The 9498-nt window shown below is 41.8% G+C and carries 7 protein-coding genes, 1 pseudogene and 1 other annotated feature; of the genes and pseudogenes, 1 reads left to right on the top strand and 7 read right to left on the bottom strand.

Going from position 1 to position 9498, the window contains the following annotated elements; genetic code table 11:
- From rpoB to AC075J_RS06240, 6 genes are all read right to left on the bottom strand, one after another.
- The coding region (gene rpoB / locus AC075J_RS06265) for a DNA-directed RNA polymerase subunit beta (protein ID WP_476390149.1) at positions 1 to 2466 on the bottom strand (2466 nt) is incomplete at its 3' end.
- A 209-nt stretch (positions 2467 to 2675) separates the two neighbouring features.
- The gene (locus AC075J_RS06260) at positions 2676 to 4766 is read right to left on the bottom strand and encodes a right-handed parallel beta-helix repeat-containing protein (protein WP_055201010.1); all 2091 of its coding nucleotides are present in this window, start codon (positions 4764 to 4766) and stop codon (positions 2676 to 2678) included.
- An 87-nt stretch (positions 4767 to 4853) separates the two neighbouring features.
- Complete coding sequence (gene rplL, locus AC075J_RS06255; protein WP_008705176.1) at positions 4854 to 5225, bottom strand: 50S ribosomal protein L7/L12; 372 nt, start codon at positions 5223 to 5225, stop codon at positions 4854 to 4856.
- A gap of 110 nt (positions 5226 to 5335) precedes the next feature.
- Positions 5336 to 5839: a 50S ribosomal protein L10 gene (gene rplJ, locus AC075J_RS06250; protein ID WP_055201013.1), complete on the bottom strand. Its 504-nt coding sequence runs from the start codon at positions 5837 to 5839 to the stop codon at positions 5336 to 5338.
- Positions 5840 to 5880: 41 nt separating this feature from the next.
- Positions 5881 to 6023: a sequence feature (ribosomal protein L10 leader region), on the bottom strand.
- A 542-nt stretch (positions 6024 to 6565) separates the two neighbouring features.
- On the bottom strand, positions 6566 to 7195 hold the full coding sequence (gene upp / locus AC075J_RS06245) for a uracil phosphoribosyltransferase (RefSeq protein ID WP_055152742.1): 630 nt from the start codon (positions 7193 to 7195) through the stop codon (positions 6566 to 6568).
- 47 nt (positions 7196 to 7242) lie between these two features.
- Complete coding sequence (locus tag AC075J_RS06240; RefSeq protein ID WP_008705180.1) at positions 7243 to 7425, bottom strand: DUF6472 family protein; 183 nt, start codon at positions 7423 to 7425, stop codon at positions 7243 to 7245.
- A 190-nt stretch (positions 7426 to 7615) separates the two neighbouring features.
- Between AC075J_RS06240 and AC075J_RS06235 the strand changes: the two genes are divergently transcribed.
- Entirely contained in the window at positions 7616 to 8716 is a 1101-nt protein-coding gene (locus AC075J_RS06235; RefSeq protein ID WP_055201017.1) for an FAD:protein FMN transferase, read from the top strand.
- A gap of 543 nt (positions 8717 to 9259) precedes the next feature.
- On the opposite strand, the pseudogene AC075J_RS06230 reads toward AC075J_RS06235, so the two are convergent.
- Positions 9260 to 9498: pseudogene (locus AC075J_RS06230) on the bottom strand (IS110 family RNA-guided transposase); the annotation flags it as partial.

The following is a 9498-nucleotide window of genomic DNA, read 5'->3' as shown; positions in this document are numbered from 1 at the left end:
ACGGGCTTCGCATTCATATTCTTCAATATGAACAGATGTATAAACATCGTCCATAACAAGTCTTTCACTGAGGAGTACCGCATCCTCGTAGTTATAACCTTCCCATGTCATGAATCCGATCAGCGGGTTCTTACCAAGAGCAAGTTCTCCGTTTGCTGTGGAAGGACCATCTGCGATAACCTGTCCTGCCTCTACGTGCTCACCCTGGAATACGATTGGTTTCTGGTTATAACAGTTACTCTGGTTACTTCTCAGATATTTAGTCAGATGGTAATCATCTTTTGTACCATCATCATTCTTAATGCTGATATCTGTAGATGTGGAACGAAGTACAGTACCAGATTTCTTTGCAACTACGCAGACACCGGAGTCAACTGCTGTCTTCACTTCCATACCAGTACCAACTACCGGAGCCTCTGTTGTCAGAAGCGGCACAGCCTGACGCTGCATGTTTGATCCCATCAGCGCACGGTTGGCATCGTCGTTCTGCAGGAACGGGATCAGGGCAGTAGCGACGGAGAATACCATACGAGGAGATACATCCATGTAATCAAACATATGACGCTCATACTCCTGAGTCTCTTCACGGAAACGACCGGATACATTCTTATGAATGAAATATCCTTCTTCGTCCAGAGGCTCATTCGCCTGTGCTACATGGTAATTATCCTCTTCATCAGCAGTCATATATACAACCTCATCTGTTACACGAGGATTCTTAGGATCTGATTTGTCGATCTTGCGGTATGGTGCCTCAATAAATCCGTACTGATTGATTCTTGCATAAGATGCAAGAGAGTTGATCAGACCGATGTTAGGACCTTCAGGTGTCTCGACAGGGCACATTCTTCCGTAATGGGAGTAATGGACATCTCGAACCTCGAATCCGGCTCTGTCTCGTGACAGACCACCAGGTCCCAGGGCGGAAAGACGTCTCTTGTGTGTCAGCTCACCAAGAGGGTTGTTCTGATCCATAAACTGTGACAGCTGGGAAGAACCGAAGAACTCTTTCACTGCTGCAGTTACAGGTTTAATATTGATCAGGGACTGTGGAGAAATATTCTCTGTATCCTGAGTTGTCATTCTCTCACGAACCACACGTTCCAGTCTGGAAAGACCGATTCTGTACTGGTTCTGAAGCAGCTCACCTACCGCACGTATACGACGGTTGCCAAGGTGATCGATATCATCGGCATTGCCAAGGCCATATTCCAGATGCATATTGTAGTTAATAGAAGCAAAGATGTCTTCTTTTGTGATATGCTTCGGAATCAGATCATGGATATCTCTGTGGATTGCTGCAATCCTGTCTTCTAATGTATCATTTTCTTCCAGAATGTTTTCGAGAACAGGGTAGTATACTGCTTCTGTAACACCGATGCTCTTTGGATCTTCGATTTCCGGAAGATAGTGGCGGATATCAACCATTAAGTTAGAAAGAACCTTGATTCTGCGGTCTTCCTCGCCAAGGATCCATACATATGGAACAGCGCTGTTCTGGATGGTATTTGCCATTTCTTTTGTCACAACAGTTCCTTCTTCTGCCAGGATTTCGCCTGTAGAAGCATCAACAACATCCTCAGCCAGTCTGTGACCAACGATTCTTCTGTTGAGGTGGAGCTTCTTGTTAAATTTATAACGTCCAACTTTCGCAAGGTCATATCTTCTCGGATCAAAGAACATTGCATTGATAAGGCTCTCCGCACTCTCAACTGCAAGCGGCTCACCCGGACGGATTTTCTTGTATAATTCAAGAAGACCTTCCTGATAGTTGGTGGATGTATCCTTTGTAAAACTTGCAAGGATCTTTGGCTCTTCACCGAAGAGATCAATAATCTCTGCATTGCTTCCTACACCAAGTGCTCGGATCAGAACAGTGATCGGAACCTTTCTTGTTCTGTCAACACGTACATAGAAAACATCATTAGAGTCTGTCTCATATTCCAGCCATGCACCTCTGTTCGGGATAACAGTACTGGAGAACAGTCTCTTACCAAGTTTATCATGCGCTATTGCGTAATAGATTCCAGGGGAACGTACTAACTGGCTGACAATTACTCGCTCTGCACCATTGATGACAAAGGTACCTGTAACAGTCATGATCGGTAAATCTCCCATGAAAATCTCGTGTTCGTTGATTTCCTCTGTTTCTTTGTTAATCAGTCTCACTCGAACCTTCAAAGGTGCGGCGTAAGTTGCGTCACGTTCTTTACACTGTTCGATAGTATATTTCGCATCCTTCTCGTCAAATGTAAAGTCGATGAATTCCAGGCTGAGCTTTCCGCTGTAGTCCGCGATCGGAGAAATATCATCAAAGACTTCCCTAAGTCCTTCATCAAGAAACCATTTATAAGAATCCCTCTGGACTTCGATCAGGTTTGGCATTTCCAGGACTTCTTCTTGTCTCTGGTAGCTCATACGCATGCTTTTTCCAGTTTTTACAGAACGAATTCTGTTTTTTTCCATTGACGTTTCACCCCTGTTTTTTCTTTAAATTTATTATAACTTGACCCTTTTTGCCAAAAGACATAAAGGCACATCTTGCCATAATATAGCATTCTTCACTATAGCACAGCAAGTTGCGCCTGTCAATCACTTTTTTGATATTTTTTTAATTTTTTCAAATAATTGCAACAATCGCTATTTCGTTACTGTGAACGGAGCGAACAGTAACGCTATTTCTTCGAGATTTTACTGTTTCTTACGTGGATACGATTTGAATATCCATTTTCTTCAAAACGATTGCCTTTATAACTGCTGATATGAGAGCGGATAAATTCCGCCGCATATCCTCTGTTGCCGCGGAAGGAATTTCCGTCTGCCGAAATCCCCTTTGATCCGGCAATTCGCAGACCTGATTTTTTATTGGAACCACAGACATTTCCCTGCACAGAAGAATGATTGCTTCTTATATTGAGTTCAATTCCATTGATCGCATTTTCAGAAACAAAATTATCCGCTACCATTGCTGACTCACATCTCTGCAGAAGAATTCCTCTTGCCTTATTTTTAAAACTATAATTACCATCAACCACACTCTTATCAATACATTTTACAAGTATGCCATTTGCCGCACCGGTACTAACTCTGTTGTGTTCAATACGGCTTCCTGCTGCAAGCCCTGAAGCCAGAATCCCATCTTTCATAAATCCGGAGACTGTATTTCCGTAAATCCGGCAGATTTTCTGTGAAGCCTCTGTTCCGACTGCATAAATCCCATATCCGTTTCCGCCGGAAAGATTGTTATAGGAAACTCTGATATTGCTTCCCTTGGCAACACTGATCCCCATATTGTTGTAGGTATGACTATCAGAAAGTCTGACTGTGTTCCCCCTGCATGAACAGTCTTCTGCAAGGGAAAATTTAATTCCGTCGCAATTTCCGCTGATCGTATTATTTCTGGCTGTAACTCCGCGAATAATATATCTTCCCGCCGGAATTCCATTGGTCGTCGGATTTGCTGTATTCTCAGGATCATCATCTTCAGAAGGAATAGTTTCTCCTGCTGAGCCCAGAGATACCTCGCCTGTGATCCAGATTCCATATCCATTCCATTGTTTGCCATCTATTACGGTTGGTTCCAGAACTGTGATCTGATTATCAGCGATCAGAATATTCTCTGCGTACTGATTTCCCTCCGGAGATACTTCCTGACCGCTGACAGTATGTGCATTTCTGGTATAAACAGAACGCACATAAACACCACCGCCCACATTTGTCATGGTATTTCCCGTCACAACCGTATCCTGATAATTCAGGCACCATATTGCTCTCTTTTTCAGATTATTAAACCGGTTGTTACTGATCGTGATATTTTTATACGGTTTATCAAACATCATGCTGTGGCTTCCAATGCCGGCAAATACATCTTCAAAGGTATTATCCTTTATCACAATGTTCTCACAGACACTTCCGTCATATGGAAGATATCCTGGGAAAATTCTCGGCATACAGGCATCCAGCTGGATACATTCCTGTCCGCCGCCTGTAAACTCTTTCCAGTAGCCCCTGAACGTACATCCTGTAATTTCTGCATTCTTCACTCCTGCAAGTTCCAGAAAATGCGATTTAAGGTTATTAAGAAATGTAACATTCTTCACTGTAACATTCGTAGCATGACCGATTCTAAAACCTACAAACCCTCCAGGTCCTCCCTTGTCTTCCACACATTCATAGTTTGAATCCCAGGTTCCGCCATCGATAGTTATATTACGGTATCCCTCGTATCCGCCTGCAGATTTCTTTGTATCGCCAAGACGGAGCAGGATTTCTTTTCGCGGTGAAGTCTTTGTTATCGTGGCACCCTCTGCATATAGATAGATATTGCTGTACATATGCAAAGTTCCCGTAAGTGTATAATTTCCGGGCGGCACGATAACTTTGCACTGCTTTTCATCCGTTGCCCTGTCCCTGGCCTGTGCCAGCAGTGTATTTAACTTTACAGTAATATCCTCTCCATCCTGCACATTCAGCACAAGTTCCTGCATATTTTCGCAGGACTGATCCGCATCCTCCGCAGAAAAAGTTTCAACGTCTCCATCACTGAAACCGTCGTCATCCCCAAATTCATTCTCTTCAGTTTTCTCTGCCGACTGCGTATCCGGTATTGACACATCTCCAAAAGTCTCTGAATCTTCTGATGAATCTTCAAACATCTGTCCTTCTTCCAGTTCAGCCGCCTGTACTTTTACACCTGCATATGGAGTCAGGCAAAGCTGGGCTGCAATGATGATACCAAATATGACTGCCGTTTTTCTTTTCATCATAGTCTGTAATCCTCCGGCTCTGTAAAAAAAGCAGGAATACCAGTGGCATTCCTGCTTGCAAATCTTCTATATATAATAGGAAGATAATTATTTAAGGTTAACCTTAGCGCCTTCAGCTTCAAGTTTTGTTTTGATATCTTCAGCTTCTGCTTTGGATGCGCCTTCTTTAACAACCTTAGGAGCTCCGTCAACCATTTCTTTAGCTTCTTTAAGACCTAAGCCAGTTACTTCACGAACAACTTTGATAACTTTAACTTTGTTTGGTCCAACTTCTGCAAGTTCTACATCGAACTCATCTTTCTCTTCTGCTGCTTCTGCTGCTCCAGCTGCTGCTACTACAACACCTGCTGCTGCGGATACACCAAACTCTTCTTCACAAGCTTTTACTAAGTCGTTTAATTCTAATACAGATAATTCTTTGATTGCTGCAATAAATTCTTCTGTTGTTAATTTTGCCATTTTAAATTCCCTCCATATAATATTATTTAATTCGGTAACTCTTCAGCATCCTCGTGGATGGTGATTTTCGAATAGTTACTAGATTCGTTTTATGCCTCTGGCATCAAAAATTATTCAGCTGCTGCTTCAGAGCCGTTTTTCTCAGCGATCTGATTAAGCACACGAGCGAAGTTTGTAATCGGAGACTGGATGCTTCCAAGCAGTTTGCCGAGAAGTTCTTCTCTGGACGGGATTCCAGCCAGTGCCTGAATACCTGCCTGATCGTTGTAGTTTCCTTCAACGATACCTGCAATTAATTCTAAAGCCGGTGCTTTCTTTGCGAATTTATCAAGGATTCTTGCAGGAGCAGTTGCGTCTGTAGCAGAGATTGCTATAGCGTTTGTTCCATGTAAGTGCTGGATAAGTTCTTCGCACTGAGTACCTTCGAATGCACGATGCATCATTGTGTTTTTGTATACTTTGTATACAACACCAGCTTCTCTTAATTCCTTACGTAAAGCAGTATCCTGTTCAACTGTAAGACCGCTGTAGTTAACAAGTACTACAGATTCTGCATCTTTCACGTTGTTGATAATTTCGTCTACGATTGGTTGTTTAAGTTCTACTTTTGCCATGAAATGGTACACCTCCTTATAGATTTTGTATACCGCTGCAAATGAGTAAATAAAAAGCCTTACTGTCTGGCAGTAGGGCTTGCGTAATCTTACATAAAAATATAAAGAATACTTAGTCCTCGGTAGGCGTTTACAACTTATGCCTTGCGGCACCTACTGTCTTCGGCAGCGTTCTGGTATAAGATAGCATATGAGATTTGAGTTGTCAAGAGGTTTTTTCGGTTTTTTGTTGATTTTTTCATTAAGGGACGCGTAAGCAGGATTCTCTTTTGGGGTTCAGTTTCGGGAGCAGGAACTCTAAGGCCTGCAAAATCTGCTAAGTGCATGAAAAAAGAAGGCAAAACTCGCCTGCGGCTCAGACAGTTGCCTTCTTTTTTCATAACGCAGATTCCGCAGGCCTAAGAGTTACTACACTCCCTGCAAGATTCACCCCAAAAGAGAATCCTGCTTACGCTGGTAGTTGGAAAATTGTCATTATTGTTCACACACCACTGTCCCGCGAGGTGTTTTGGCATGAATATGCCAAAATCCCGAGACATACAAGCCAAAATTCCATTGCCGCAGGCAATCTGGAATGAATTTTGGCTACGTTACTATGAACGGAGTGAACAGTAACAAATTGTCAGTATATCTAAAACAAATTTCTGCTATATTGATGCAGGGTGAATTCTTCATATGCGCAGTATAGTACAGTATAGATATAAGATGTAACGAATCACGTTATTCTTATATTGTGCCAAAGATACGGTCTCCGGCATCTCCAAGGCCTGGGCAGATGTAGGCGTGATCGTTTAATTCACGATCAAGATGTCCACAGTAAATCTGAACATCCGGATGCGCTTCGTGGAGACGTTTGAGTCCTTCAGGGGCTGCGATGATGCACATGAATTTAATGTTTTTTCCGCCCTGTTTTTTGACAAAGTCAACGGCTGCTTCTGCGGAGCCACCGGTTGCGAGCATTGGATCTACGATCACTGAAATTCGCTCATCAATTGCTTCCGGGAGTTTGCAGTAGTATTCGTGTGGTTCATGGGTTACAGGATCACGATAGAGTCCTACATGGCCTACTTTTGCAGATGGCACAAGTGTGAGAATACTGTTTACCATTCCAAGGCCTGCGCGGAGCACAGGGATAACCGCCAGCTTCTTTCCTGAGATCATTGGTGTCATGCAGGTTTCAATAGGGGTTTCTACTTCTACATTTTCTACAGGAAGATCCCGGAGAGCTTCGTATCCCATGAGGATTCCAATCTCTTCTACTAATTTACGGAATTCATTTGTTCCTGTGTTTTTGTTTCTCAGCATGGATATTTTATGCTGGATCAGCGGATGGTTCATAATATAAACGTTTTCCATTATCTTAATTCCTCGCTTAGTTGAATATTTGTTACTTTTTATAAATTCTACATCTGCTTACGTACAATGCGGTATTCGTCACCCATCTTGAAGTATGGACACTGATTGAAGTTTCCGGTGATGAACTTCACCATTTCATCTTCGTCAAGATTTATTTCACAGGTGTAGCATTCATAGTCATCATCATAACTGTAGTTTACACAATATTCGCAGTTTACTGCATCGGACATTATTTACTCCTCTCTTTGTTTCCGGCATATTTCATTTCTATCCGGTATCTCCTTTTGGATTTTTTCTGTTGCCTTTGTACCTGTGCAAAGTTTGCTGTTTCTGATATACTATGGTGTTGGGATCAAAAGATATTTCTTCCCTGAACTATTGCTTATAGCAATTCCATAAAATAACTATGAGGTTACATTTATGATATTATATCATATATCTGCAAAAAAATTAATAACACGCTGTACTTTTTCAATGCTCGCAGCATCTCTTATATTATGTCCGGCTGTTTTTTCCGGATGTTCGGCAAAAACGGAAAATGTCAAAAATACGGATGCCGGTTCCCAGGATCCCATCTCTGCCACTGCGATCAAACTGAATACTGCAGTTACGGTCACTATCTATGATTCTCAGGACAGAGAGCTGCTTACAGAATGCATGAATCTTTGTGACAAGTATGAGAAAATATTCAGCCGCACCGCAGATGACAGTGAATTATATCAGTTAAACCATCGGGAACTTACACCTGTGAAGGGAACAGAGGATACTTATCAGGTGTCGGCTTCTCTGGCGGAGCTGGTTTCTAAGGGACTTGATTATTCTGCATTATCTGAGGGTGCATTTGATATTGCTATTGAACCGCTGACTTCTCTGTGGAATTTTACTGCTGAAAATCCAAAAGTGCCCAAGGACAGTCTGATCCAGGCAGCACTGCCCAAATGCAATTATCACAATATCTCTGTTGATACAGATAAAAATGAGATTACATTAAAGACAGACGATACTGCAATCGAACTAGGTGCCATTGCCAAGGGTTATATCGCAGACCGCCTGAAGGATTATCTGGTTTCTCAGAATGTAAAAAGTGCGATCATCAATCTTGGCGGAAATGTTCTCTGTATTGGCGAAAAAACAGACAATTCTGCTTTTAAGATCGGGATCCAGAAACCATTTGCAGACCGAAGCGAAACTATTGCTGTTATGGACATCAGGGATAAGTCAGTGGTTTCCTCAGGAATTTATGAGAGATGCTTTGAACAGGATGGCACTTTGTATCATCACCTGCTCAATCCTAAAACCGGCTATCCTTATGATAACGGGCTGATTGCAGTTACCATTATTTCCGATCAGTCTGTGGACGGGGATGCGCTGAGCACGACCTGCTTTGCTCTTGGTCTGGAGGATGGCATGAAACTGGCCGAGTCTCTGGACGATGTACAGGCATTTTTCGTAACTTCTGATTATGAGATTCACTATACCAGAGATTTCCAGAAAAAAATCAAAGTTACGGAAACAGAATAAATCTGTCTCTGATGACTTAAATTGAAAAAACAGAAATATAAATCAACGATTATTAACTGGCGTTTTGACTTAATCAATAGATTTTGATTTTCAAATCATACAATCCACACTAATTTCTTGACCTAATTTGCAATTTGTAAATTTCCAGTCAAATATTTTTGCCTGTTCGCTTGACTTAATTTGTTATTCTATAAAATCTCAGTCAACATACTGTTAATTATTTCATGACTTATATGAAACTTTTTTTGATTTAAGTCAATATTGTACATAGCTGACAAAAGTCCCCTGCTTATTGCTTTTCGCAACCTCCGCAGGGGACTTACCCTATTCAGTTAAACTTATCACTCAGCCTGACAGTTCTTCTGACGATTATTCATTTTTAGGATAATAAGCGGGAATCCTCGGCAATTCAATTACCGAGCCTGCAAATAAAAAGTCAATAGCAAATTGATGATTTCAGGCAAAAATTTTTGCAAGATTTTGAACATTAAAATAAGACCACCGATATTCGCTGGTCTAAAAATAAAGGTATTGACGAGATATTTATTCTGGGAGTGAAGACAGATATTCTTTCACTCGACCATAGTAGATGCGAAGAAACTTATTCGCACCGGCTGTCATGTAGACGTAATAAGGCTTTCCTTGTGCTCGTTTCTTATCCATAAACAAGTAGACAGGATCATCCTGTGGCTTTGTTTTGATGAGAACATCCATGACTTGAAACAGAGTCTTACGAAGAGTACTGGAACCGCGCTTGGAAGCAGGAACGCTTTTCTGCTCAT

The sequence above is a fragment of the Blautia sp. ZXY-1-C6 genome, assembly GCF_056339875.1.
The sequence above is the reverse complement of the archived record's forward strand: the minus strand, read 5'-3'. Positions and strand labels throughout refer to the sequence as shown.